The following is a 24,316-nucleotide window of genomic DNA, read 5'->3' on the forward strand; positions in this document are numbered from 1 at the left end:
TGGCAGTGGGCAGAGACGATCGATGGAGCTTCTAGGACCATGACCGAGATCAACACCGCCGCCGAGACGGCGGCTCCGCATCGCTACACGGCGGCGATGGCCGCCGACATCGAGGCACGCTGGCAGGACGCCTGGGACGCCGAGGGCACCTACGAGGCGCCGAACCCCTCCGGCGACCTGGCGGGCGACCCCGAGCTCGTCGCCCGGCCCAAGAAGTTCATCATGGACATGTTCCCGTACCCCTCGGGTGCGGGCCTGCACGTCGGCCACCCGCTCGGCTACATCGCCACGGACGTCTTCGCCCGCCACGCGCGCATGACCGGCCACAACGTGCTCCACACCCTCGGCTTCGACGCCTTCGGCCTGCCCGCGGAGCAGTACGCCGTGCAGACCGGCACGCACCCCCGCGTGTCCACCGAGGCCAACATGGAGAACATGAAGGTCCAGCTGCGCCGGCTGGGCCTGGGCCACGACAAGCGCCGGTCGTTCGCCACGATCGACCCGGACTACTACAAGTGGACCCAGTGGATCTTCCTCCAGATCTACAACTCCTGGTACGACGACGAGGCCGCCAAGGCCCGCCCGATCGCCGAGCTGATCGAGCAGTTCGAGAACGGCACCCGCGAGGTCCCCGGCGCCACGCGCGCGTGGGGCGAGCTGACCGCCGCCGAGCGCACCGAGGTCCTGGGCGAGTACCGCCTGGCGTACGCCTCCGAGGCGCCGGTCAACTGGTGCCCCGGCCTGGGCACCGTCCTGGCCAACGAGGAGGTCACCGCCGACGGCCGCTCCGAGCGCGGCAATTTCCCCGTCTTCAAGTCCAAGCTGCGCCAGTGGAACATGCGGATCACCGCCTACGCGGACCGCCTGCTCGACGACCTCGACGGCCTGGACTGGCCCGAGGCCATCAAACTCCAGCAGCGCAACTGGATCGGCCGCTCCGAGGGCGCCCGCGTCGACTTCCAGGTCGGCGACACCGACGCCATCACCGTCTTCACCACCCGTCAGGACACCCTCTTCGGCGCCACCTACATGGTCCTGGCCCCGGAGCACGACCTGGTCGAGAAGATCGTCCCCGCCGCCTGGCCCGAGGGCACCCACGCGGTGTGGACCGGCGGCCACGCCACCCCCGCCGAGGCCGTCGACGCCTACCGCAAGCAGGCCGCCTCCAAGTCCGACGTCGAGCGGCAGGCCGACGCCAAGGAGAAGACCGGCGTCTTCACCGGCGCGTACGCGACCAACCCGGTCAGCGGCGAGCGGGTCCCCGTCTTCATCGCCGACTACGTCCTCATGGGCTACGGCACCGGCGCCATCATGGCCGTCCCCGCCCACGACTCCCGCGACTTCGCCTTCGCCCGCGCCTTCGAGCTGCCGATGCGCTGCGTCGTCGAGCCGAGCGACGACCGCGGCACCGACCCGTCCACCTGGGACGACGCCTTCGGCTCGTACGAGGCGAAGCTGGTCAACTCCGCCAACGACGAGATCTCCCTGGACGGCCTGGGGGTCGTCGAGGCCAAGGCGAAGATCACCGCCTGGCTGGCCGACCGCGGCATCGGCGAGGGCACCGTCAACTTCCGCCTCCGCGACTGGCTGTTCAGCCGCCAGCGGTACTGGGGCGAGCCCTTCCCGATCGTCTACGACGAGGACGGCGTCGCCCACGCGCTGCCCGAGTCGATGCTCCCGCTGGAGCTGCCCGAGGTCGAGGACTACTCGCCGCGGACCTTCGACCCGAACGACGCCGACACCCAGCCCGAGACCCCGCTCTCCCGCAACGAGGAGTGGGTCAACGTCACCCTCGACCTGGGCGACGGGCCGAAGAAGTACCGCCGCGAGACCAACACCATGCCCAACTGGGCCGGTTCCTGCTGGTACGAGCTGCGCTACCTCGACCCGCACAACGACCAGAAGCTGGTCGACCCGGCCATCGAGCAGTACTGGATGGGCCCGCGCGAGGGCATGCCCACCGGCGGTGTCGACCTGTACGTCGGCGGCGCCGAGCACGCCGTGCTCCACCTGCTGTACGCCCGCTTCTGGTCGAAGATCCTCTTCGACCTGGGGCACGTCTCCTCGGCCGAGCCCTTCCACAAGCTCTACAACCAGGGCATGATCCAGGCCTTCGTCTACCGCGACGCCCGCGGCATCGCGGTGCCGGCCGCCGAGGTCGAGGAGCGCGACGGCGCGTTCTGGTACGAGGGCGAGAAGGTCAGCCGCGTCCTCGGCAAGATGGGCAAGTCCCTGAAGAACGCCGTCACGCCGGACGAGATCTGCACCGAGTACGGCGCCGACACCCTGCGCCTGTACGAGATGGCCATGGGCCCCCTGGACGTCTCCCGCCCGTGGGACACCCGCGCCGTCGTCGGCCAGTACCGGCTGCTCCAGCGGCTGTGGCGCAACATCGTCGACGAGGCGACCGGCGAGGTCACCGTCACCGACGGCGCCGCCGACGAGGACACCCTGCGCGCCCTGAACAAGGCCATCGACGGGGTCGCCCAGGACATGGCGGCGATGCGCTTCAACACCGCCATCGCCAAGATCACCGAGCTGAACAACCACCTGACCAAGTCCGGTGGCCCGGTGGCCCGCCCGGTCGCCGAGCAGCTGGTGCGGCTGATCGCCCCGCTCGCCCCGCACATCGCGGAGGAGCTGTGGCACCGCCTGGGCCACGCCGACTCGGTCGTCCACCAGGACTTCCCGGTCGCCGACCCGGCGTACGTGGTGGACGAGACCGTGACCTGTGTCGTGCAGATCAAGGGCAAGGTCAAGGCCCGCCTGGAGGTCTCCCCGTCGATCTCCGACGCCGACCTGGAGGCGCTTGCCCTGGCCGACCCGCACGTCGTCTCCGCGCTCGGCGGCGCCGAGATCCGCAAGGTGATCGTGCGCGCGCCGAAGCTGGTGAACATCGTGGCCTGAGTGCCCCGGCGGTACTAGGGGTTTCCCCTACGGGCAGGTTGGGGGTTCCGAGGGAACCCTCGGCCTGCCCGTTCCGTTTACCGTGGAAGAACCACAGCCGTGGGACCCCGACGGAGCCGAGGAGCGACACACATGGATGCCACGATTGTCACGATCCTGGCGTTGCTGTTCCTCTCGTTCGTGGCGCTCGGGATCTACGCCACGGTGAAGGTCGCCAAGGCGGCCAAGCGCGGCGTCGACCGGACCATCGACCAGGCCCGCCGCACCGTCGAAGACACCACCCTGCGGGCCAAGAGCCTCGGCCAGATCGGCGTCGCCGCCGAGCTGGCCAAGCTGCGGCTCGCCCTGCGCGGCTCGATGCGCGCCACCCAGGAGGCGCTCCAGGCGGGCGCCGTGGAGGACGCCTCGCTGCGGGAGTCGCTCGACCTGTTCGCCCGCCTCAGCGCGCACGGCCGCGAGCTGGACGAGGACCTCAGGCGGATGGAGCGGGAGCCGGACAAGGCGTACGTGGCCGCGCAGCTGCCCGCCCTCACCGAGCGGACGGAGCGGATCACCGGCTCGGCCGACGCGCTGCGACAGGCCGCCCGCGACCGGGCCCGGAGGTTCGCCGAGGACGACCTGGAGACGCTGAGCGCCCAGATCGACATGGAGACCGGCGCGCTGCGCCACTGGACCACCGACGACCGGACGACGACCGGGACATCGGGGCGGACGGGTGCGTCCCAGGATGCCTGGTACGAGTCGGCCCCCGGGGCGCCGGGGCAGGGGCCCGGGCAGCCGCAGGCCGGGGACGGGCCGCAGGCGATCACCGCGCCTGACCACCGGACCACCGCCTACCCGTGGGAGAAGACGGCCCGCCCGGAGTCCGCCGGCTGACCACCCGCGGAGGCGCACGGCGGGTCCGTGCCGGTCCGCCGGTACCGGTGTCGCCGCCGGTGCCGCTTGCGTGCTGGTACTGCTTCGGTGCTGGTGCTGGTGCTGGTGCCGCTTCCATACAGGTAATTGCTTCCGTTCCGGTGCCACTTCCGTGCCGGTGCGCGACGGGTGCGATCGGGGCCGGGCTGCCGTGGGGCGGTCGCGGCGGGTAACCTCCCGCTCATGTCCCGGCATGTCGCGATCGTCACCGATTCCACGGCCTACCTGCCCTCCCGGACGAGGGAACGGCACGCCATCACCGCGGTCCCCCTGACCGTCGTCATCGGCGACCAGGCCCTCCTCGAGGGCGCCGAGATCTCGGCCGGAGCGCTCGCCGAGGCGCTGCAGAAGCGGCGGTCCGTCACCACCTCCCGGCCCAGCCCCGAGGTCTTCGCCGAGACCTACCGCGAGGCCGCGGAGGCGGGTGCGCGCGGGATCGTCTCCCTCCACCTCTCCGCCGAGGTCTCCGGCACCTACGATGCCGCCGTGCTCGCGGCGAAGGACGCACCCGTACCCGTACGGGTCGTGGACACCCGCATGATGGGCATGGCCCTCGGCTTCTGCGCCCTCGCGGCGGCGGAGGTCGTCGAGGCCGGCGGCTCGCTCGACGAGGCGGTCGCGGCGGCCGAGAAGCGCGCCGGGGACACCTCCGCCTACTTCTACGTCGACACCCTGGACTACCTGCGCCGGGGCGGCCGGATCGGCACCGCCCAGGCCCTGCTGGGCTCCGCGTTCGCGGTGAAGCCGCTGCTCGAACTCGACGGCGGCCGCATCGAACTGCGGGAGAAGGTGCGGACCGCGTCGAAGGCGATCGCCCGGCTGGAGGAGCTGGCCGTCGAGCAGGCCGGCTCCGGCCCCGTCGACCTCGCCGTCCACCACCTCGCGGCACCGGAGCGGGCCGAGGCGCTGGCCGAGCGCCTGCGGGAACGGGTGCCGGGGATCGCGGAGCTGCACGTCAGCGAGGTCGGCGCGGTCATCGGGGCGCACACCGGGCCGGGACTGCTCGCGGTGGTCGTCTCGCCGCGCTGAGACAGGGCCTCTCGCCCTTGTGGGTGAGAGAGTTGTCCACAGCCGCGTCGTTCTCCACGGAAGTCGGCGGGCGACGGCACGGGGGTGCGGGGGAACCTACCGTCGCAGGCATGGATCTTCGTACGTCTTCGGTCACGGCCTCGTCTTCTTCCTCTTCCTCTCCGCTTTCCTCGTCCTCGTCTTCCTCCCGCTCGGCTGCGTCCCGGGCTTCTTCGTGGCGGGCGGCGGTGGGGGAGCGGCTGCCGTTATGGGTGCAGACCCGGTGCGGGCTGGAGCCGAGGACCCTGGCGGCGCTCGCCGTGGTCCTGGTGGTGGCGGCCTGCGCGGCCGCCGGGACCTTCTGGGCGGGGCGGCCCGAGCCGGTGCGCGCCCCGGAGATCGTCGACGCCGCGCCGCCGGTGACCCCGCCCGAGCCGGCACCGCCCGAGTCGGCACTGCCGTCCGGGGCCGGTTCGGGAGGGGGCTTGGGCAGGGGGGCGGGCGAGAATCCGGTCGGGGGGAAGGTCCCGGCGGAGGTCGTCGTGGACGTGGGCGGGAAGGTCCGCAGTCCGGGGGTGCTGACCCTGCCGGCCGGGTCGCGGGTCGCGGACGCGCTGCGGGCCGCCGGAGGCGCGCGCCCGGGCGCGGATCTGACCGGGCTCAACCGGGCCAGGGTCCTCTTCGACGGTGAACAGGTGCTCGTCGGAGTGCCAGGGGTGCCGGGGGCGCCCGTGCCATCGCCAGGGGGCGGGCCGGGGGCGGTGCCTGGGGGGAGCGGCGGAGTGCCGTTGAGCCTCAACGCGGCGACGGCCGAGCAGTTCGACGGGCTGCCGGGGGTGGGGCCGGTGCTCGCACGGCGTCTCGTCGAGCACCGCGCGGAGCACGGCGGGTTCCGCGCGGTCGAGGAACTGCGCGAGGTCGACGGGATCGGCGAGCGGCGCTTCGCGGACCTCCGGCCTCTGGTGCGGCCGTGACCCGGGAGGAGCCGGGGGCGTCCGGCGGTGGGAGGGCGGCCGGGGAGGAGAACGCGCGGGAGGCGTGGCGGGAGGAACCCGCCGACCTGCGGCTCGTGCCGCTCGCGCTGGCGGCCTGGGCCGCCGCCGCGGTGGCCCTGGGGGTCGCCGGGTGGTGGGTGGTCGCCGGGGTGGGTCTCTGTCTGGTTGCCGCGACGGTTCTGCTGGCGCCGACGGTCCTGCGGTGGCGGTTTCGGGGACGGGTTCGGGAACGGGGACGGGATGCCGGGCGGGGGCGGCGGCTCCGGGCCACGGCCTGGGCCGGGGTGCTGTTGTGCGCCGCCGCGGGCGCCGCCTCGGCGGGGCTGCACGCGGCGGATCTGCGGCGGGGGCCGGTGCCGGTCCTGGCCCAGGAGTACGGCAGGGCCTGGGTGGAGGCGACCGTGACCTCCGATCCCCGGCTCACCCGGCCCCGAGTGAGCGGGCAGGGGATGGTGCCGGTGTCGGTGGTGATGGACATCGAGGTGGTCCGGGTGGAGAGAGCGGGCGGCGGGGCGGTGCGGACCCGGACGCCGGTGCTGCTGATCGTGCCTCCGGGGGCGGACCGGCGGGCGTGGCTGGGGCTGCTGCCGTCCACCCGGCTGAGGATCGGAGGCCGGTTCGCCCCGCCCCGGGAGCCAGGGGATCCGTTCGCGGCCGTGCTCAAGGCGCGGTCCGGGCCGCCGAGGATCGTGGGGGCGCCGAGCGCGCTCCAGCGGACCGCCGGCGGACTGCGGGCCGGGCTGCGCACGGCGACCGACGGCCTCGCCCCGGACGCCCGCGCGCTGCTCCCGGGGCTGGTCGTCGGGGACACCTCGCGGATCGGCACCGAGCTGCGGGACGCCTTCGAAGCCACCGATCTCACGCACCTGCTGGCCGTTTCGGGCAGCAACCTGTCGATCGTGCTGCTCCTGCTCGTCGGGCGTCCGGGGCGGGCGGCGCGGGCGGAGCGGGGCGGGCTCGCGCCCAGGATCGGGCTCTCGCTGCGCGGCACCGCGCTGGCGGGCGGCGGGCTCACGCTGGCCTTCGTGGTGGTGTGCAGGCCCGAGCCGAGCGTGCTGCGGGCGGCGGCCTGCGGGCTGGTCGCACTGCTGGCGATCGCCACCGGCCGCAGGAGGTCGCTGGTCCCGGCGCTGGCCGCCGTGGTCCTGGTCCTGGTGCTGTACGACCCCTGGCTGGCGCGGAGTTACGGATTCTTGCTGTCGGTGCTGGCCACCGGGGCGCTGCTCGTGGTGGCGCCGGGGTGGAGCGAGGCGCTGCGGCTGCGCGGGGTGCCGGGGCGCCTCGCGGAGGCGCTGGCGGCGGCGCTCGCGGCGCAGGCGGTGAGCGCGCCGGTCGTGGTGGTCTTCGCGGGCCGGACGAGTCTGGTGGCGATCCCGGCGAACCTCTTCGCGGAGCTGGCGGTGGCCCCGGCGACGGTGTTCGGCTTCGTGGCGCTCGCCGTGGCGCCGCTGTGGGCGGCGGGCGCGCAGGGGGCGGCGTGGGTGGCGGGATGGCCGGCCGGGTGGATCGCCGGGGTCGCGCGGGCGGGGGCGGAGCTGCCGGGAGCGGAGCTGGCGTGGCCCGGCGGCTGGTGGGGAGGGGCGGCGCTGGCGCTCGTCACGGTCGCGGTGGTGGCCGGGGTGCGGCGGCTGCGGCACCGGACCTGGCCGGTGGTCGGGGTGGTGCTGCTGCTGGTGCTCGTGGTGGCGCGGCCGGTGCCGCTGGTGCGCTGGATCAGTGGGTGGCCGCCGCCGGGCTGGGTGTTCGCGATGTGCCAGGTGGGACAGGGGGACGCGACGGTGCTCGCGGCGGGAGAGGGAGCGGGAGTGGTGGTGGACGCGGGGCCGGACCCGGTGGCGGTGGACCGCTGCCTGCGCGAACTGGAGGTGAGGAGCGTGCCGTTGCTGGTGCTGACCCACTTCCACGCCGACCATGTGACCGGTCTGCCCGGGGTGTTGAAGGGGCGGGCGGTGGGGGCGGTCCAGACGACCGGCCTCGACGAGCCGCCCGGGCAGGCGGGGTTCGTCCGGCGGGTGGCGGGCGAGGCGGGGGTGCCGGTGGTGCGGGCGGTGGCGGGGGAGCGGCGGCGGATCGGGGCCTTGGAGTGGCGGGTGCTGTGGCCGCCCGCGGGGCCGGGGCCGCCGGACGGCGGGCCGAACGACGCCAGTGTGACGCTGCTGGTCAGGGCGCCGGGCGGGGCGAGCCTGCTGCTGCTCGGCGACCTGGAGCCGCCGGCGCAGCGGGCCCTGTGGCGGGCGCATCCGGAGCTGGGCGCGGTGGACGTGCTGAAGGTGGCCCACCACGGCTCCCCGCACCAGGACCCGGGGTTGACCGGGGCGGTGCGGCCACGGCTGGCGCTGGTGTCGGCAGGGAGGGAGAACCCTTACGGGCACCCGTCCCCGCGGACGCTGGCGGCGCTGCGGGCGGGCGGGGCGCGGGTGCTGCGGACCGACCGGGACGGGGCGATCGCGGTGGCGGGGGCCGGGGAGGGGCTGGTGGCCGTGGCCCGGGGCTGGTGAGGGGTTCCTTGCGGAGAAGTTCCTCTAAAGGAATGCTTGTAAAGAAGTCTTTCTATAGATAGCTTTACATCATGGAGGAGAACATGGAGGAGAACGAGGAGAACGGCGCTTCGGCACCCGGGGGTGACCAGCCCCGCAGCGTGCGGCTGACCGACCCCCTGGCCCTGCGGGCCTACGCCCACCCCCTGCGGATGACGCTGGTCGGGCTGCTCCGCCGGCACGGGCCCTTCACCGCCACCCGGGCCGCCGAGCTGACCGGCGAATCCGTGGCCAGCTGCTCGTACCACCTGCGGATACTCGCCAAGTACGGGCTGGTGGAGGAGGCGCCGGGCGGGCGCGGCCGGGAGAAGCCCTGGCGGGCCACCGCCCGGTACACCGAGTGGCCCGCCCACAGCGAGGACCCCGCCGTCGCCCAGGCGACCGACGCGCTCAGCGTGGCCGCCGCCGAGCTGTACTTCACCCGCTTCGCGCGGACCCTCACGGGCCGGGGCGAGGTGCCGAAGGAGTGGCGGGAGGCCGAGACCTTCGGGGACGACCTGGTCTACCTCACCCCCGGGGAGCTCACCTCCCTGAAGGAGCGGATCGGCGAGCTGCTGCGCCCCTACGAGGACCGCCAGGGCGACCCGGCGCTCCGGCCGGAGGGCGCCCGGCCCGTCAGCTTCCTGCAGATCGCCTTTCTGGACCCGAACGCCGACGAAGACGAGGAGTGACAGGGATGGTCCTCACCGGGCGCGTGCCCGCCCTGCTGCGCGAACGGACGTTCCGCCGTTACTGGACCGGGCAGACGGTCTCGCTCGTCGGCGACCAGATCTCCCTGATGGCCCTGCCGCTCGCCGCCGTGCTCGTGCTCGGCGCCGATGCGGCCCAGATGGGCTGGCTCAAGACCCTCGAACTCCTGCCGGCCCTGCTGCTCAACCTGCCCTTCGGGGCCTTCGTCGACCGCCGGGCGAACCGCCGCCGGATCATGATCGCCACGGATCTGGGGCGGGCCGTCCTGCTGCTCACCCTGCCCGTCGCCCACGCCCTCGACCTGCTGACCCTCGGTCAGCTCTACGTCGTCGCCCTCGGGGTGGGCGCCCTGTCGGTGCTCTTCGAGGCGTGCAACGCCACGCTCTTCGCGGTCCTCGTCCCCACCAAGGACCTCGTGCAGGCCAACTCGCTGGTGAACGGCAGCCGTTCGGCGGCCTGGCTGGCCGGGCCCAGCATCGGCGGCGTACTCGTGCAGACGCTCACCGCCCCCGTGGCGCTGGTGGCCGACGCCTTCACCTACCTGGCGTCGGCCGGGTTCCTGGCGAGGATCAGACCGGTCGAGCCCGCTCCCGAGCCCGTGGCCAAGGGGCACTTCACGGAGGGAATCCGCTGGGTGGTGCGGGAGCCGTCGATGCGGGCGCTCTTCGCGGCCTCCGGCACCGTCCAGTTCTTCAACTACATGTTCCACACCCTCTTCGTCCTCTACGTGACCAAGGACCTCGGGCTCGGGGCGGGACTGCTCGGCCTGGTGCTCGGCGCCGGAGCCGTCGGGGGTCTGCTCGGAGCGGCGTTCAGCGGGGCGGTCGTCCGCCGGATCGGCATCGGTGGCTCCCTCGTCACCGGTTTCCTCGGCTTCACCCTGCCGCTGGTCCTCATACCGGCCGCGGACGGTCCGCTGCCGGTCGTGATGGGCGTGCTGTTCGTCGCGGAGTTCCTGTCCTGCGTCGGGGTGATGATCGTCGACGTGGCCGCCGGGTCCTTCCAGATGGCGCTCATACCCGACGGCGTGCGGGCCCGGGTCATGGGGGCCTTCCGCACCCTCAACCACGGCTTCCGTCCCGTCGGGGCCCTCGTCGGCGGCCTGCTGGGCGCCTCGATCGGCACCCGCCCCACCCTGTGGATCGCCACCGTGGGCGCGGCCTTCGCGGTCCTGTGGCTGCTGCCCTCGCCCCTCCCGCGGATGCGCGAACTGCCCGACAGGGAAAGGGAAACGGCCGAGGTCGCCCCCTGATCCGGTACCGACGGGCAGACTGCGTCCATGAACGATCATGAAGAGCGCGAAGAGCGCGAAGAGCGCGAAGAGCGCGAAGAGCGCGAAGAGTACGGAGAGCGCGGAGAGCATGCGGAGCGCGAGGGGTTGTCGGACGCCGTCGTCGCCCGGTACCTGGAGCGGATCGGGGTCCGGCGGCCGGAGCGGGCGGACGCGGAGGCGCTGCGGGAGCTGCATCTGCGGCACCTGCGGACCGTCCCCTTCGAGAACCTGTCCATCCACCTCGGGGAGGACATCGTCCTCGACGAGGAGGCGCTGGTGGGCAAGGTGGTCACGGCCCGGCGGGGCGGGTTCTGCTACGAACTGAACACCGCGTTCGCCGCCCTGCTCCGGGCGCTCGGTCACCGGGTCGACCTGCTCCAGGCGCGCGTCTTCGGACCGGACGGGCGGGTGGGGATCCCGTACGACCACATGGCGCTGCTGGTGCGGACCGGGGACGGGGAGCGGTGGCTGGCCGACGTCGGCTTCGGGGACCACAGCCACCTTCCGCTGGCCTTCGACGAGCGGGGGGAGCAGACCGACCCCGCCGGGGTCTTCCTGATCCGGGAGGCCCCCGGGACGGACGGGGACCTCGACGTGGTGCGGAACGGCACGCCGCGCTACCGGCTGGAGCGACGGCCCCGGGCGCTCGCGGACTTCACGGCCGGCGCCTGGTACCACCGGACCTCGCCGGACTCGCACTTCACCCGGGGGGTGATCTGCTCCCTGCTCACCGAGGAGGGCCGGGTCTCGATCGGCGGCCGGAGGCTGTACCGGACCGTGGCCGGCGAGCGCGTCGAGCGGGAGCTCGGCACGGACGAGGAGCTGCGCGAGGCGTACCGGGACCTGTTCGGCATCGTGCTCGACGAGCTGCCCGCCGTACGGGGAGAAGCACGGGGGTAGGCGTGCGAGGAGGCACGGGGAGGGCGGCGGGGAAAGCGGGGGAGGAGAAGCGGAACGCATAATTCGGACTCGTCGGTAACAAGGTCGCGTTTGCCTCGAACGCACCCGGAGTGATCGAATGCGAATTCGTTGCATGATGAACGAGTCGCACGGGGGTGCGTGAAACATGTTCGGTGGTCTCTTCGGGAAGCGGACGCAGACCGGAGGCCGGGGCGGGGCCCTGGCCGGATTCGAGGTGCCGGCCTCGGCCGGAGTCCTGAGCTGTCGGGTGCTCGACCCCGTGCACGAGCCGCTGCGGCAGGCCGAGGTCACCCTCACCGACCCGGCCGGCCGCAAGGTGCTCGGCGGGGAGACCGACCCGTACGGGACCCTCCTCGCCACCGTCCCCGCGGGCGAGTACCGGATCGCCGTCACCTCCGAGGGCTACACCCCGCACCACGGCACCGCCGTCGTCGGCCAGGGGACCCACGCCGACCTCGGTGACGTCCTGCTCCAGGTCGCCCCGCAGCCGCCGCTGCCGGAGCCCGGGGACTGGGAGATCGACCCCACCCACTCCCAGGTCGGCTTCACCGCCCGGCACATCGGACTGGCCCGGATCCACGGACGGTTCAACAGCTTCGCGGGGGCGATCCGCATCGCCGACCGCATGGAGCAGTCCGCGATGCACGTCGTCATCGACGCGGCCTCCATCGACACCGGCGTCCAGATGCGCGACGACCACCTGCGGTCCGGGGACTTCCTCGACATCGGCGTCCACCCGACCATCGAGTTCTTCAGCGAGCGCTTCACCCACCGCGGCGGCACCCGCTGGAACGTCACCGGCGCGCTCAGCCTCCACGGCGTGAGCCGCACCGTCACGCTCGACACCCAGTACCTCGGCCTCGGCAGCGGCTTGGAGGGCGAGACCCGCTGCGCCTGCCGGGCCACCACCGAACTCCACCGCGAGGACTTCACCCTCACCTGGCAGACCCTGCTGGCGCGGGGCATCGCCGCCGTCGGCTCCAGCATCTCCATCGACCTGGACGTCCAGATCGTGCCGAAGAAGACGGGCTGAGGGGGGAGGCCGGAGGGGGAGGGGCTGAAGAAGGGCCGGCCGGGGGAGGCGAGGGGCTAGGGGGCTTCCAGCCAGCCCTCGTACTCGGCGGCGAAGTCGTCCAGCGCCGCCGGATCGAGCCGGCCCGCCGGGTCCTCGACCACCACCAGCCACTGCGCGTCCTCGGCGTCGTCCTCGCCGGCCAGCGCGTCCCGGACCAGCTGCGGCTCCTCGGCCACGCCGAACCGGGCCGCCAGTTCCTCGGCGACCTCCTCGGCGGCGTCGCGGTCGGGGAGCACCAGTACGTGTCGTTCACTCACGGGGCCATTCTCGCGCGCGGTCCGATGTCGGAGGCGCGTGGGATGCTGGACGGCGATGGCCACCGACAAGACTTCCCGCACCGACCTCCTCGGCCCCGTCACGCTCGCCGTGGGCCAGGAGGACCTGCTCCTCGACCGTGCCGTCCGGGAGGTGGTGGCGGCCGCGCGGGCCGCCGACGCCGACACGGACGTACGGGACCTCACTTCCGACCAGCTCCAGCCCGGGGCCCTCGCCGAGCTCACCAGCCCCTCGCTCTTCGCCGAGCGCAAGGTGCTGATCGTGCGCAACGCGCAGGACCTCTCGGCGGACAGCGTCAAGGACGTCAAGGGCTACCTCGACGCGCCCATCGAGGACATCACCCTCGTCCTGCTCCACGCCGGCGGCGCCAAGGGCAAGGGACTCCTCGACGCGGCCCGCAAGGCGGGCGCGCGGGAGGTCGCCTGCCCCAGGACCACCAAGCCCGCGGAGCGGCTCACCTTCGTCCGGCAGGAGTTCCGGACCCTCGGGCGGTCCGCCACGCCCGAGGCGTGCCAGGCCCTCGTCGACGCCATCGGCAGCGACCTGCGGGAGCTGGCCTCGGCGGTGACCCAGCTGACGGCGGACGTCGACGGGACGATCGACGAGGCCGTCGTCGGGCGGTACTACACCGGGCGGGCCGAGGCCTCGTCGTTCAACGTCGCCGACCGGGCCGTGGAGGGGCGGGCCGCGGAGGCGCTGGAGGCGTTGCGCTGGTCGCTGTCCACCGGGGTCGCGCCCGTCCTCGTCACCAGCGCCCTCGCCCAGGGCGTCCGGGCCATCGGCAAGCTCCTCACCGCGCGCGGCGGGCGGCCCGCGGACCTCGCGCGCGAGCTCGGCATGCCGCCGTGGAAGATCGACCGGGTCCGGCAGCAGATGCGGGGCTGGACCCCCGACGGGGTGGCCCTCGCGCTGCGGGCCGTCGCGGAGGCGGACGCGGGAGTGAAGGGCGGGGGCGACGACCCCGAGTACGCCCTGGAGAAGGCGGTCGTCGCGGTGGCGCGTGCGGCCAGAGCGGGACGCGGGGGGCGCTGACGGCGCGGAGCGCCTTTCCGCCGGTGCGGGCGGGTGCGTGCCGGCGGGTGGGTGTGAGCGGGTGCGGGCCTGCGGGGTGCGCGGGCCGGGCGCCGCCGCCTCGGGGGACGCCGGGCGGCGCGCCTCCCGTGCCACCGGCTGAGCCCCGCCGAGCACCCCTGCCGTACGCCGTCCTCCCCGCGCCCCCCGAGCACGCCGAAGGCCCCGGTCGTCCCTGGGGAAGGGGCGGCCGGGGCCTCGGGTCACTGCTCTTGTGGTCCCGTACACGCGTGGCGAACGCGTCTCGCGTACGGGCCGGGGGGCCGGGCGGGAGCGGTAGAGAGGGTCCGCTGGGTCCCGTACGGCCGGGTACAGCCTGAGATCAGGAGATCCGGACTCAGCCCTGGAGGGAGGAAACCTTGATCGCCAGCGCCGACTTCTTGTTGGCGGCGGCGTTCTTGTGGATGACGCCCTTCGAGACGGCCTTGTCGAGCTGGCGCGAGGCGGCACGGGCGGCCACGGTGGCCTTCTCGAGGTCGCCGGCGGCGACAGCCTCACGGGCCTTGCGGATCGCGGTCTTGAGCGACGACTTGACGGCCTTGTTGCGCAGGCGCGCCTTCTCGTTGGTCTTGTTCCGCTTGATCTGGGACTTGATGTTCGCCACTGAAAGAGCCTTTACAGGTTCGATGTTTCTTCAGGTATGTGCCACGCAGCTGAGAGGGCACACGAGACACAGCTGTCCACGGTATCAGGCGCGCTCGCGGCCGCCCAAACGAGGGGCCGGACCGCCCGAACCGGACGTCCGGCGGCGGGCATGGGACGATGGGGGCTACGTACCCGTTCCGAACACCGCCCGAGACGAGAACCCTGCGTGCCCGCGACTCCTACCAACGTGCCCGAGCCGAGCCGTACCGACCCGGCTCTGATCCGCAACTTCTGCATCATCGCGCACATCGACCACGGCAAGTCCACGCTCGCCGACCGGATGCTCCAGCTGACCGGTGTGGTCGACCAGCGGCAGATGCGCGCCCAGTACCTCGACCGGATGGACATCGAGCGTGAGCGCGGCATCACGATCAAGTCCCAGGCGGTCCGGCTGCCCTGGGCCCCCACCGAGGGGCCGGCGCAGGGGAACACGCACATCCTCAACATGATCGACACCCCCGGGCACGTCGACTTCACCTACGAGGTCTCGCGGTCGCTCGCGGCCTGCGAGGGCACGATCCTCCTCGTCGACGCCGCCCAGGGCATCGAGGCGCAGACCCTCGCCAACCTCTACCTGGCGATGGAGAACGACCTCACCATCGTTCCGGTCCTCAACAAGATCGACCTCCCGGCCGCCCAGCCGGAGAAGTTCGCCGAGGAGCTGGCCAACCTCATCGGCTGCCAGCCGGAGGACGTGCTGAAGGTCTCCGCGAAGACCGGCATGGGCGTCGAGGCGCTGCTCGACCGGGTCGTCCGGAACATCCCGGCCCCCGTCGGCGTCGCCGACGCCCCCGCCCGCGCGATGATCTTCGACTCCGTGTACGACTCGTACCGGGGCGTCGTGACGTACGTCCGTGTCGTCGACGGGCAGCTCAACAAGCGCGAGCGCATCAAGATGATGTCGACCGGCGCGACCCACGAGCTCCTGGAGATCGGCGTCTCCTCCCCGGAGATGACGCCGTCCGACGGCCTCGGCGTCGGCGAGGTGGGCTACCTCATCACCGGTGTGAAGGACGTCCGCCAGTCCAAGGTCGGTGACACGATCACCTCCCTGCACAACGGCGCGACCGAGGCCCTCGGCGGTTACAAGGACCCGAAGCCGATGGTCTTCTCGGGCCTCTACCCGCTGGACGGCTCCGAGTACCCGGACCTCCGCGAGGCCCTCGACAAGCTCCAGCTCAACGACGCCGCGCTGGTCTACGAGCCGGAGACCTCCGCCGCGCTCGGCTTCGGCTTCCGCGTCGGCTTCCTCGGCCTCCTCCACCTCGACGTGATCCGCGAGCGGCTGGAGCGCGAGTTCGGGCTCGACCTGATCGCCACCGCGCCGAACGTGGTCTACCGCGTGGTGATGGAGGACGGCAGCGAGCACACCGTCACCAACCCGAGCGAGTTCCCCGAGGGCAAGATCGACGAGGTGTACGAGCCCGTCGTGCGCGCCACGATCCTGGCCCCCAGCGAGTTCATCGGCGCGATCATGGAGCTGTGCCAGACCCGGCGCGGCACCCTGATCGGCATGGACTACCTCTCCGAGGACCGGGTCGAGATCCGCTACACCCTGCCCCTCGCGGAGATCGTCTTCGACTTCTTCGACCAGCTGAAGTCCAAGACGCGCGGATACGCCTCCCTCGACTACGAGCCCACCGGCGAGCAGGCGTCCAGCCTGGTCAAGGTCGACATCCTGCTGCACGGCGACAAGGTCGACGCCTTCTCGGCCGTCACCCACAAGGACGCCGCCTACGCGTACGGCGTGCGGCTCGTCGCCAAGCTGCGCGAGCTCATCCCGCGGCAGGCGTTCGAGGTGCCGATCCAGGCCGCCATCGGCTCCCGGGTCATCGCCCGCGAGACCATCCGCGCCATCCGGAAGGACGTCCTCGCCAAGTGCTACGGCGGTGACATCTCCCGCAAGCGGAAGCTGCTGGAGAAGCAGAAGGAAGGCAAGAAGCGCATGAAGATGGTCGGCTCGGTGGAGGTGCCGCAGGAGGCCTTCATCGCCGTCCTGTCGAGCGACGAGTCCGGCGGCAAGGGCAAGAAGTAGTCAGCTCCGGGTCAAGGAGCGGTCAGCTCCTGTGGACGGCGAACGGGTCCGCGTGCCGATGGCGCGCGGACCCGTTCGTTATCCACAGGCCCTTACGCGCCGGACGTCGGCGCTCTAATCTGAAGCCCCCCGAAGGTTACTCGTGAGTTAGTTACGCATCCGTAGTTGCACCGCCAACAGGCATCGCCGCCGCCCGGAGGACGACGTGAGCGACAACCAGACCCAGATCGACAACCGGCCGCCCTCCGTCGCGGCGCTCTTCCTCGAACGGGTCGAGCGCACCCCCGACGCGGAGGCGTACCGCTACCCGGTGCCCGCCGCCTCCGGCACGGGGCCGGACGACTGGAAGTCGCTCGCCTGGGGGCAGGCGGCCCGGCGCGTCTACGCCATCGCCGCCGGCCTGATCGACCTCGGCGTCCTGCCGGAGGAGCGGGTCGCCCTCGCCTCCTCCACCCGGGTCGAGTGGATCCTCGCCGACCTCGGCGTCATGTGCGCCGGCGCCGCCACCACCACCGTCTACCCGCAGACCAACGCCGAGGAGTCCGCCTTCATCCTCGCGGACTCCGCGTCGAAGGTGCTCATCGCCGAGGACGCGGCCCAGCTCGCCAAGGCCGTCGAGCGCCGCGCCGACCTGCCCGGCCTCCACCACGTCGTCGTCATCGACGCCGAGGGCGCCGACACCTCCGACGAGTGGGTCCTCACCCTCGCCGACCTGGAGGCGCGCGGAGCCGCGTACCTGGAGAAGCACCCCGAGGCGGTCAAGGAGCGGGTCGCGGCGATCACCGCCGACCAGCTCGCCACCCTCATCTACACCTCCGGCACCACCGGCCGCCCCAAGGGCGTTCGCCTGCCGCACGACAACTGGTCGTACATGGCCAAGGCCATCGCCGCCACCGGCCTCGTCACCCGCGACGACGTCCAGTACCTGTGGCTGCCGCTCGCCCACGTCTTCGGCAAGGTCCTCACCTCCGGCCAGATCGAGGTCGGCCACGTCACCGCCGTCGACGGCCGCGTCGACAAGATCATCGAGAACCTGCCGGTGGTCCAGCCGACCTACATGGCGGCCGTCCCCCGCATCTTCGAGAAGGTCTACAACGGGGTCGCCGCCAAGGCCCGCGCCGGCGGCGGCGCCAAGTACAAGATCTTCCAGTGGGCCGCCGGCGTCTCCCGCGAGTACGCCAAGGCCACCCAGGACAACTTCCGCCGCACCGGCACCGCCTCCGCGCCCTTCGGCCTCGCCGCCAAGCACAAGGTCGCCGACGCCCTCGTCTACGCCAAGATCCGCGAGGCGTTCGGCGGCCGGCTGCGCGCCTGCATCTCCGGCTCCGCCGCCCTCGCCCCCGAGATCGGCTACTTCTTCGCCGGCGCCGGCATCCACATCCTGGAGGGGTACGGCCTCACCGAGTCCTCCGCCGCCTCCTTCGTCAACCCCGGCGAGGCCTACCGCACCGGCACCGTCGGCAAGCCGCTCCCCGGCACCGAGGTCCGCATCGCCGACGACGGCGAGATCCTGCTCCGAGGCCCCGGCATCATGGAGGGCTACCACGGCCTGCCCGAGAAGACCGCCGAGGTCCTGGAGGCCGACGGCTGGTTCCACACCGGCGACATCGGCGAGCTCTCCGCCGACGGCTACCTCAAGATCACCGACCGCAAGAAGGACCTCATCAAGACCTCCGGCGGCAAGTACATCGCCCCCGCCGAGGTCGAGGGCCAGTTCAAGGCCGTCTGCCCCTTCGTCTCCAACATCCTCGTCCACGGTGCCGACCGGAACTACTGCACGGCCCTCATCGCCCTCGACGAGCCCACCCTCCTCGGCTGGGCCGCCGAGCACGGCCTGGGCGGGAAGACGTACGCCGAGGTCGTCGCCGACCCGCAGACCGAGAAGATGGTCCAGGGCTACGTCGACCGCCTCAACGAGGGCCTCCAGCGCTGGCAGACCATCAAGAAGTTCCGCCTCCTGCCCCGCGACCTCGACATCGAGCACGGCGAGCTCACCCCGTCCCTGAAGCTGAAGCGGCCGGTCGTCGAGCGCACCTACAAGGACCTCATCGAGGGCATGTACGCGGGCTCCCGCGAGGTCTGACCGGCCCTCCCGGAGCGTGCCGCTCCGGGAAGCGGCGGGATCGGGCATCCGGGCCCTCGCCGTCGGCGCCGACACATAGGATCTCCGCAAGATCTTCACGTCGGCCGTCCGTCAGCGAGGTAACCGTGCCCGACCCCGCCGTTGTGCCCGAGGACGCCGCGCGCGTCCGGCAGATCTTCCGCTACCTCGCCGAGGTCGGCGGAACCCGGACGAAGCCCGTGCGTCACGACGACGGTGCCCGGCACACCCTGTGGTTCGACGAACTCCCCCCGCAGTTCCAGAACTTCGTCCGGGAACCGATATCCGGCGACCGTCCGCTGTGGCTGCGGGCCGAGCGGCCGCTGAGGAGCGCCCCTCCCCTCCCGCCCCAGCCGCTCGCCCTCTGGCTGGACGCGGCCCTCGTGCACGACTCGGACCCCGAGGACGCCCCCCGGTTGCGCGCCACCGCGGAGCTGGCCGTCTCCGAAACGACCCCCGACGGCAGCACCCTCAGCAGCATCCGCACCGTCCCCCTCGACGAGTACCAGCGGCGCGACGAGGTGAAGGCCCAGTACGGGGAGTGGGCCGAGCTCTGGACCGGCTGGGCCCGGTACGACCGGGCCGTCAAGCCCGTGGTGCGGGCCTACGACCGCCTCTACCGCGTCCACGAGGACGTCAGCGACCTCGGCGAGAGCTACGAACTCCTCCTCGGCCTCGGCCACCTGGCCTGGCAGTCGGGCGACGAACCCGTCCGGCGCCATCTCGTCACCTGTCGCGCCGTCATCGCCCTCGACCCGGACAGCGGTGCCATCACCGTCGCCCCGGACCCCGAGCACGGGGCGTTCGCACTCGACGAATCGATGCTCGACTCCGATCAGAAGGCGCGTGCCCACACCCGGGAACTCGTCCTGAAGGACCTGGAAGCGGCCGGTGACGCCACCGAGCCGGAGGGCCGCGACCTGCTGCACCGGGCCCTCAACACCTGGGTGATCGCGGCTCATCAATCGGGGGAGTACATCCCCGAACCGGACCGCCCGGGCCGGAGCGCGCACGGGGACGCGCCCGTCGTCCGCTTCGCCCCGGTCCTCCTCCTGCGCGAGCGCACCCGCCGCAGCATGCAGGAGGCCCTCCAGAACGTGGCCCGTCTCATCGAGAACGGGGCCGAACCGACCCGGCTGCTGCGGGCGATCGCGGGCACGGACGACTCCGCGGGGTTCGACGGATCCGGCCGCCCCCACGACCCGGACGGGAGCGGAACGGGCGCCCCGCCGCAGGAGCTCTACTTCGCGCTCCCCTCCAACGACGAGCAGCGCACGATCGCCGAGCGGCTCCGGGACCGCAGCCTCGTCGTCGTCCAGGGCCCGCCCGGCACCGGCAAGACGCACACCATCGCCAACCTCGTCACCGATCTGCTCGCCCACGGACAACGGGTGCTGATCACCAGCCACACCTCACGCGCCCTGAGGGTCCTCAAGGAGAAGCTCCCCCTCTCCGTGCGGGAACTCTGCGTGAGCCGCACGGACGAACTGACCGCCCAGCAGGAGCTGGAGCAGTCGGTGAAGGCGATTCTCGACCGCCAGGGCGAGTTCTCCCCGCGCGACTACCGGCGGCGCATCCAGGACCACGAGGAGAAGCTGCGCACCGCCCGTTCCGTCCAGGCCGGCGCCCTCAAGGAACTGCGCGCGATCCGCGAGCGGGAGACCTACCGCCACCCCGCGGACATCGGCGACTACCAGGGCACCCTCGCGCAGATCGCGAGCCGTCTCCACGACGAGCGGCCCGTCCACGACTGGATCGGCACGGTCCCCGGCCCGGAACCCGTCGTGAGCGCCGACGCGGTGGCCGGACTCCGGCGGGCCGCCCTCGCCTTCACCGCACGGCACCGGGCACTGGCGGCCTCCGTCTCGGCGAAGCTCCCCACCGTCCAGCAGCTCCTGTCCGGACCGGAGTTCGCCGAGGCCGTCACCGCGGTCCGGGAGGCCGAGGCCGACCTGGCCGCCCTGCGCGCGACCCCGCAGTCGTCCGCCCTCGACGGCCACGTCGCCGGTCTGCCCGTGGACCGGCAGGAGGGACTGGCGCAGGCGCTGGAGGACTTCCTCACGGCGATGGCCGAAAGCGCGCAGGAGCGCGCGCCGTGGTTCACCGCCCTGCGCCAGGAGACCCTCGACGGAAGGGAACACGAGGCGAGGGCGCAGTCCGACCGCTCCCACGCGGCGCTGGAAGCGGCCCTACAGGCCATGGATTCCTGTGGGAACGCCCTGGTCAGCGGCCTGGAGAAGCTGACCGTGGCAGACGCGCTCGGGTTGGCGACCACGCTCCGCGACGGCCTCGCCGCCGGCGAGAGGCTCCGCGGCCCCCTCGGCCTCAAGACCCGGCTGCGCAAGGCGGTGGGCGACTTCCCGGAGACCGTGAAGGTCGACGGGCAGACGGTGCAGACGCAGGAGGCCGCCGAGACCGTGCTCCAGCGGGTACGGCTGGAGCGCCACCTCCAGGACACCGAGGAGGAGTACGGCACCCCGGAGCCCTGGCAGTCGCCCTCCCGCAGGCTGGCCCGGCTCCGGCAGCACGTCCAGGCCCTGGAGACCCTCGTGGCGCTCGCGGACCGCCGCGCGGCCCTGGTGCGCTCCGCATCCGGGTCTCCCGCCTTCGCCGGCCTCGCCTGGCAGCACGACGAGCCCCGGAGCACCGTGGCGGCCCTGCTGCGTGCCCACGCCGCCAGCCGCCGTGCCGCCGCACCGCGCCGAAGCCTGGCGGACACCACCGCCGTCCTCGGCGCGGCCGCCCTGCAGCGGGGGGTCCCGTCCGCCGTGGAGCGGGCCCGGCGCGCCGCGGAGGAGCAGGACGTGCGGGCCTACGCCGAGGCGGTCGGGGAGCTGGAGGAACTGAGGGAGGCACTGGCCCGCAAGCACGCCTGCGACCTGGCCTACTCCGCCGTCGCCGACCGGCTGCCCGAGCTCGCGGACCAGCTGGAGGCCGAGGCGGAGTCCCCGGTCTGGGGCGAGCGGCTGCGCCGCTACGAGGAAGCCTGGGCGTGGTCGGCCTGGTGCACCCGGATGGAGGAGCTGACCGATCCCGCCGCCGAGAAGCGGACCCTGGCCCGCCTCGCCCAGGCCGACGCCGACATCCGCATCGGCCTGGAGCGGCTCGCGGCGGACAAGGCGTGGTACGGCTGCCTCTCCCGGCTCACCGACGACCAGGCCGTCGCCCTCACCTCGTACCAGCAGAGCGTCAAGCGGCTGGGGAAGGGGACGGGGAAGTACGCGCACCAGTACCGGCAGCAGGCCCGGGAGAGCCTCAGGGCGAGCCAGGAGGCCGTCCCCGCGTGGATCATGCCCCTGCACGCGGTCACGGACACCGTTCCGATGGACCGGGCCGGCCGGTTCGACGTGGTCATCATCGACGAGGCGAGCCAGTCCGGCCCGGAGGCCCTGCTCCTGGCCTGGCTCGGGGCCAAGATCGTCGTGGTGGGCGACGACAAGCAGGTCAGCCCGGCCAACGTCGGCATCGACCACGACGAGCTGTTCGCCGTCCAGCGGCGGGTCCTCGGCGGGCTCCCCGACTTCCGGCGCAACCTCTTCGCGCCCACGGCGAGCTTCTTCGACATCGCCTCGGGGCTCGCCGGCGGGAGGGGCCGACTCATGCTGCGCGAACACTTCCGCTGCATGCCGGAGATCATCGGGTTCTCCAACGAGCTCTGCTACGGAGGCAAGCTCCAGCCGCTGCGGCAGTACGGCGCCGACCGGCTGCCCCCGCTGCGCCCGGTCCACGTCGCCGACGGATACGTGGAGGGCACCGGGCAGAAACAGGCCAACCCCCCGGAGGCCGAACGCCTCGTGGAGGAAGTGGTCCGGTGCATCCAGGACCCGGCCTACGCGGGCCGGACCATGGGCGTGATCACCCTCCTCGGAAACGGGCAGAAGTTCCGCATCGAGGACCTGCTCGCCGACCGCGTCCCCCTCGACGAGCGGCAGCGCCGCCGGCTCAGGGTCGGCAGCGCGGAGGAGTTCCAGGGCGACGAGCGGGACGTCGTCTTCGTGTCCACCGTGGCCTCGCTCACCGGCCCGGACGGTCCGCGCCGGATCGGCTCCTACAGCAGCACGCTGTACCAGCAGCACATCAACGTGGCGGCCTCCCGGGCCCGGGACCAGGTCTGGCTCTTCCACAGCGTGACCCTGACCGAGCTGGCCGAGTCGGACCTCCGCCGCCGGTACCTCGACTGGTTCTCGCGGCCCGCGGAGCAGCTGGACGGCCTGGGCCTCGGCGACGTCACGGAGGACGAGCCCCACGACGCCTTCGACAGCCTCTTCGAACAGCGGGTCTTCCTTGCCCTGAGGAGGAGGGGGTACCGCGTCCGCCCGCAGTACCCGGCCGGGCGGTACCGGATCGACCTCGTCGTCGAGGGAGGTACGCGACGGCTCGCCGTCGAGTGCGACGGGGACGCGTTCCACACGGAGGAGAACGCGGACGCGGACGCGGCCCGCCAGCGCGAGCTGGAGCGGGTGGGCTGGACCTTCGTGCGCATCAGGGGCAGCCGTTTCTTCTTCGACCCCGACCTGGCGCTGGAGCCGCTCTGGGCGGAGCTCGACAGGCTGGGCATCGAGAGGACGGCGGACGGGCGGACGGGCCCGGAGACGGTCGGCGTCCCTTCCCCGGCGCAGGACCGGGAGACGGCGGCCCCGGCCGTCGCGCCCACCGCGACGCCCGCGGGCGGACCGCAGGTCCCGGCCCCGGTCCAGGTCCCGACCCAGACCCCGGCTCCGGCTCCGGCAACGGCAACGGCAACGGCAACGGTCCCGGTCCCGGTCCAGGTTCCGACCCGGGCTCCGGCCCCGGCCCCGGCAACGACCCCGGTCCAGGTTCCGGCCCAGGCCCAGGCCCCGGCCCCGGTCGCGGCCGAGCCCCAGGACCGGGCGGAGCCTCGGAAGCGGTCGGGGGAGGCGGTGTGGACGACCGACCCGGCGGGGTTCAGGACCGTGGCCTGGCTGCGGCGCGGGGAGGTGAACGCGGCCCAGCACTCCTTCAGCATGAGGCGCACCGTGCCCAATGCCGAGGAGCGCCGGAGCAAGGCGCGCTTCCTGCCCGGCGCGGGCCCGTCGGGCGGTGACGTGGTCGAGGTCGTCCGCGAGGGGGAGCCTCTGGCCCGGCTGGACCACGACGAGGTGCAGGGGCTCATCCGGGCCGGCATCGCCAAGACCGACGTGCCCGTGCTCCGGGCGGGCCACCAGACGGCCCTGGTCCGGTACCACGACCGGCAGACGCCGGAAGCGGCCTCGCACGGGTCGTCCACGGAACTCATGCGTCCGGTGGCCGAGCCGGTCCCGCAGGGACGAGCGGAGACGCCGGCGCCCCCGGTGGCTCCCGCCGCTCCGGCGGTTCCCGGCGCTCCGGTGGAGAAGCCGACGGCCGAACCCGGGCGGCGGCCGGCGGAGGAACGGATCCGGATCCGGCGGCTGTCCGTGAAGGCGTACCAGAGGGTCCAGCGGGAGCTGGACCGCATCCGGGACGAACTGGAACGGCCGGAGCCGGAGATCATCGCGGTGGACTCGGCGTCATGGCGGTCCCAGCAGGCCGCGCGCGAGCAGCTGCTGGACACCCTGCACGACCGCAAGGACTTCCTGAGGGCCCTCCTGGACGAGGCCGAGCTGGACCCCCGCGCCGGCGGCCGGCACGTCACCCCGGGATGCCTCGTCGGGGTCGAGCACTCCGGTGCGACCGGAATCACGACCTACGAGATCGCCCTGAGGGCGGGAGGCGACGCCGAGCGGCTGAGCCCCTACACCCCCCTCGGACAGGCCCTGATGTGGCGGGAGGCCGGCGACACCGTCGAGTGGCGTTCGGCGGACGACCGCGCCCACAGCGCGATCATCCGGCGGGTGGAGGACTGACCCGGCCCCGGTCCGGGGCGC

General features: G+C 73.0%; 15 protein-coding genes. 13 read left to right on the top strand and 2 right to left on the bottom strand.

Going from position 1 to position 24,316, the window contains the following annotated elements; all coding sequences use genetic code 11:
- The first annotated feature begins 39 nt into the window (after positions 1 to 39).
- The 9 genes from leuS (at position 40) to IE326_RS17825 (ending at position 12,279) form a co-directional block, all read left to right on the top strand.
- Positions 40 to 2,907 (top strand): leucine--tRNA ligase, encoded by a 2,868-nt coding sequence (gene leuS / locus IE326_RS17785; protein WP_190042008.1) that lies wholly within the window; start codon positions 40 to 42, stop codon positions 2,905 to 2,907.
- A 132-nt stretch (positions 2,908 to 3,039) separates the two neighbouring features.
- Positions 3,040 to 3,783, top strand: coding sequence for a hypothetical protein (locus tag IE326_RS17790; RefSeq protein WP_190042009.1), 744 nt, complete (start codon positions 3,040 to 3,042; stop codon positions 3,781 to 3,783).
- Positions 3,784 to 4,005: 222 nt separating this feature from the next.
- Complete coding sequence (locus IE326_RS17795; protein WP_190042010.1) at positions 4,006 to 4,851, top strand: DegV family protein; 846 nt, start codon at positions 4,006 to 4,008, stop codon at positions 4,849 to 4,851.
- A gap of 251 nt (positions 4,852 to 5,102) precedes the next feature.
- Complete coding sequence (locus tag IE326_RS17800) at positions 5,103 to 5,804, top strand: ComEA family DNA-binding protein (RefSeq protein ID WP_308440317.1); 702 nt, start codon at positions 5,103 to 5,105, stop codon at positions 5,802 to 5,804.
- A complete protein-coding gene (locus IE326_RS17805) occupies positions 5,801 to 8,323 on the top strand; it encodes a ComEC/Rec2 family competence protein (protein WP_373310210.1) in 2,523 nt (840 codons plus the stop codon). Before IE326_RS17800 ends, IE326_RS17805 begins: the two co-directional genes overlap by 4 nt.
- A 71-nt stretch (positions 8,324 to 8,394) precedes the next feature.
- Positions 8,395 to 9,033, top strand: a complete 639-nt coding sequence (locus tag IE326_RS17810) for a winged helix-turn-helix domain-containing protein (RefSeq protein WP_229915385.1) — start codon at positions 8,395 to 8,397, stop codon at positions 9,031 to 9,033.
- 5 nt (positions 9,034 to 9,038) lie between these two features.
- Entirely contained in the window at positions 9,039 to 10,304 is a 1,266-nt protein-coding gene (locus tag IE326_RS17815) for an MFS transporter (protein ID WP_229915386.1), read from the top strand.
- Between the two features lie 27 nt (positions 10,305 to 10,331).
- The gene (locus IE326_RS17820) at positions 10,332 to 11,225 is read left to right on the top strand and encodes an arylamine N-acetyltransferase family protein (protein ID WP_190042013.1); all 894 of its coding nucleotides are present in this window, start codon (positions 10,332 to 10,334) and stop codon (positions 11,223 to 11,225) included.
- Positions 11,226 to 11,391: 166 nt separating this feature from the next.
- On the top strand, positions 11,392 to 12,279 hold the full coding sequence (locus IE326_RS17825) for a YceI family protein (protein WP_150232678.1): 888 nt from the start codon (positions 11,392 to 11,394) through the stop codon (positions 12,277 to 12,279).
- 56 nt (positions 12,280 to 12,335) lie between these two features.
- Here IE326_RS17825 and IE326_RS17830 read toward each other — a convergent pair whose 3' ends face one another.
- Complete coding sequence (locus IE326_RS17830; RefSeq protein WP_030761441.1) at positions 12,336 to 12,578, bottom strand: hypothetical protein; 243 nt, start codon at positions 12,576 to 12,578, stop codon at positions 12,336 to 12,338.
- Positions 12,579 to 12,633: 55 nt separating this feature from the next.
- Here IE326_RS17830 and holA point away from each other — a divergent pair, with 55 nt between their 5' ends.
- Positions 12,634 to 13,629 carry a DNA polymerase III subunit delta gene (gene holA / locus IE326_RS17835; RefSeq protein ID WP_150228148.1) on the top strand — a complete coding sequence of 332 codons (996 nt, stop codon included), beginning with the start codon at positions 12,634 to 12,636 and terminating at the stop codon, positions 13,627 to 13,629.
- Between the two features lie 376 nt (positions 13,630 to 14,005).
- On the opposite strand, the gene rpsT is transcribed toward holA, so the two are convergent.
- Entirely contained in the window at positions 14,006 to 14,272 is a 267-nt protein-coding gene (rpsT, locus tag IE326_RS17840) for a 30S ribosomal protein S20 (RefSeq protein WP_030760878.1), read from the bottom strand.
- 207 nt (positions 14,273 to 14,479) lie between these two features.
- Here rpsT and lepA point away from each other — a divergent pair, with 207 nt between their 5' ends.
- From lepA to IE326_RS17855, 3 genes are all read left to right on the top strand, one after another.
- A complete protein-coding gene (gene lepA, locus IE326_RS17845) occupies positions 14,480 to 16,348 on the top strand; it encodes a translation elongation factor 4 (RefSeq protein ID WP_190042014.1) in 1,869 nt (622 codons plus the stop codon).
- Between the two features lie 205 nt (positions 16,349 to 16,553).
- Positions 16,554 to 18,431, top strand: coding sequence for an AMP-dependent synthetase/ligase (locus IE326_RS17850; RefSeq protein ID WP_190042015.1), 1,878 nt, complete (start codon positions 16,554 to 16,556; stop codon positions 18,429 to 18,431).
- A gap of 125 nt (positions 18,432 to 18,556) precedes the next feature.
- Entirely contained in the window at positions 18,557 to 24,295 is a 5,739-nt protein-coding gene (locus IE326_RS17855; protein ID WP_190042016.1) for a PDDEXK-like endonuclease domain-containing protein, read from the top strand.
- Positions 24,296 to 24,316: the final 21 nt, after the last annotated feature.

Origin of the sequence: Streptomyces filamentosus (assembly GCF_014654895.1) — a bacterium.
Lineage (GTDB): Bacteria > Actinomycetota > Actinomycetes > Streptomycetales > Streptomycetaceae > Streptomyces > Streptomyces filamentosus.

What these genes read in the sequence shown, in the direction of transcription:
- leuS (WP_190042008.1), top strand. Translation starts at nt 40, where the DNA reads ATGACCGAGATCAACACCGCCGCCGAGACGGCGGCTCCGCATCGCTAC.
- IE326_RS17790 (WP_190042009.1), top strand. Translation starts at nt 3,040, where the DNA reads ATGGATGCCACGATTGTCACGATCCTGGCGTTGCTGTTCCTCTCGTTC.
- IE326_RS17795 (WP_190042010.1), top strand. Translation starts at nt 4,006, where the DNA reads ATGTCCCGGCATGTCGCGATCGTCACCGATTCCACGGCCTACCTGCCC.
- IE326_RS17810 (WP_229915385.1), top strand. Translation starts at nt 8,395, where the DNA reads ATGGAGGAGAACATGGAGGAGAACGAGGAGAACGGCGCTTCGGCACCC.
- IE326_RS17815 (WP_229915386.1), top strand. Translation starts at nt 9,039, where the DNA reads ATGGTCCTCACCGGGCGCGTGCCCGCCCTGCTGCGCGAACGGACGTTC.
- IE326_RS17820 (WP_190042013.1), top strand. Translation starts at nt 10,332, where the DNA reads ATGAACGATCATGAAGAGCGCGAAGAGCGCGAAGAGCGCGAAGAGCGC.
- IE326_RS17825 (WP_150232678.1), top strand. Translation starts at nt 11,392, where the DNA reads ATGTTCGGTGGTCTCTTCGGGAAGCGGACGCAGACCGGAGGCCGGGGC.
- holA (WP_150228148.1), top strand. Translation starts at nt 12,634, where the DNA reads ATGGCCACCGACAAGACTTCCCGCACCGACCTCCTCGGCCCCGTCACG.